General features: G+C 76.1%; 1 protein-coding gene. It reads right to left on the reverse strand.

Annotated features, from left to right (window positions below):
• On the reverse strand, nucleotides 1–1,965 hold a 1,965-nt coding region (gene recD, locus ACP93_RS20740; RefSeq protein ID WP_048492549.1), incomplete at its 3' end, for an exodeoxyribonuclease V subunit alpha.
• Nucleotides 1,966–2,055: the final 90 nt, after the last annotated feature.

Consider the following 2,055-nt stretch of genomic DNA (forward strand, 5'->3'; position numbering starts at 1 on the left):
CGGTGGTGGTGCCGGATCGACACTCAGCTCCACCCCACCCAACCGCCACGCCAACCCCGAGATCCGCGCCGCATGCCGGGCGAGCGCGGCGCGCAGCACCGGTTCGCTGGCGGCGATGTGCAGCGCGCGGCGGGCGCGGGTGATGCCGGTGTAGACCAGTTCGCGGCTGAGCACGCGGGCGTCGCGGGCCGGCAGCTGCAGCCACACTTCGTCGAACTCGCTGCCCTGGGCCTTGTGCACGGTCATGGCGAACGCGCTCTCGTGCGCGGGCAGCGCGGCCGGGTGGAAGCCGCGGACCTGGCCGTCGCCGGCGCCGTCGAACCAGGCGACCAGGGTGCCCTGCGCGTCGCGCCCCGAAAAGGGACTTGCTTCGCTGCGCAAGCAGATGCCGACGTCGCCGTTGAACAGGCCATGGCGGTAGCTGTTCTCGGTAATCAGCAGCAGGCGGCCGTGGAACCAGGGCGAGGCGGCGCCGAGGCGGCGCGCGCCGCTGGCGGTCTCGGCCAGCAATTGTTCGATACGCGCGTTGAGCCCGCGCGCGCCCTGCGGGCCGGCGCGCACGGCGGTGAGCAGGCGCAGGCGCGCGGCGGTGCGCAGGGCTTGCGCCGGGTCGTCGGCGTCGCCGAGGGCGCGCCAGTGCGCGAGCAGGGCGTCGCCGCCGGCGGCGAGCGGGTCGTCGACGCCGTCGTGGTAATGCACGCCGGCGAGCTGGCCGTCGCGCAGCAGGCGCAGGGCGCCATCGGCATCGCCGCTGCGTACCGCATCGGCCAGCGGCGCCAGGGCGAAATCCTGGGCCTGGCGGTAGCCGCGCAGCAGGTGCACGCGGTGTCCGGCCAGGCCGCCGTGGTCGTGCGCGACCGCGCTGTGGCCGAGCAGCGGCTGCAGCGCCTGCGCGTCGTCGGGCTGCAGCGCGTCGCCGGGGCCGGCGGCCTGCAGGATCGCGGCGAGCACGTCGCCGGCTTCCACCGAGGGCAACTGGTCGGCGTCGCCGAGCAGGATCAGTTGCGCGCCGTCGGCCACGGCTTCCACGAGTTTGCACATCAGCGGCAGGTCGACCATGGAGGCTTCGTCGATCACGATCAGGTCGAACGGCAGCGGGTTGTCGGCGTCGTGGCGGAAGCGCGGCAGGTCGGGGATGACGCCGAGCAGGCGATGCAGGGTGCTGGCGCCGGCCGGCAGCGCTTCGGCCAGGGCCGGGTCGACGCCGTCGGCGAGTGCGCGCGCCACCGCGGCGCGCAGGCTCTCGGCCATGCGCTCGGCGGCGCGGCCGGTGGGCGCGGCCAGGGCGATGCGCGGCGGCGGCAGGCCGGCGGCGCGGGCCTGGGCGAGGCGCAGCAGCAGCAGGCGGGCGATGGTGGTGGTCTTGCCGGTGCCGGGGCCGCCGGTGATGAGCAGCAGCGCGCGGCGCAGGGCGAGCGCGGCGGCTTGGGCTTGGCGGTCTGATGCGTCGGCGGCGGCCGTACCCTCACCCGCCCTGCGGGCACCCTCTCCCGGGGGGAGAGGGAAGAGCTGGGCGAACAGGGGTGCGAGCGCGGCGAGGTCGCTGTGCGGCAGCGGCTGCGCGGCGAGGCGGCACAGGCCCAAGGCCAGGCGTCGTTCGTACTCGCGATAGCGGCGCAGGTACAGCAGGCCGTGTTCCAGCACCAGCGGGCAGTCGGCGCTGGCGGCGTCCTCGGCGGCGGGCTGCGCGACCCAGCGCGAGGCGGCCAGCGCGCGGGTCCAGTCGTCTGCCGTGGGCAGCGTGGGGGCGGCGCCGTCGCGGCTGTCGAGCAGGAGGCTGGCGCGCGCCGGGTCGAGGCCGGCGTGGCCACTGGCGACTGCCAGCCAGGCCAGGGCGGCGCCGGCCAGGACCAGGTCGGGGGTGTCGGGGTCGAGGCGAGCCAGGCTATGCGCGAAGGCGTGGTCCAGCGTGCGCAGGGTGCCGGTGCGGTAGAGGGCGGTCAGGAGGTGGGTGGGTTGGCTCACGGGACGGCTCCGTGGGCGGACGGACCCTCACCCCAACCCCTCTCCCGGGGGGAGAGGGGCTTGAGCGTGCGCGAGGTGCCGGTTCGGCGG

It is taken from the genome of Xanthomonas sp. NCPPB 1128 (assembly GCF_001043115.1).
Classification (GTDB): domain Bacteria; phylum Pseudomonadota; class Gammaproteobacteria; order Xanthomonadales; family Xanthomonadaceae; genus Xanthomonas_A.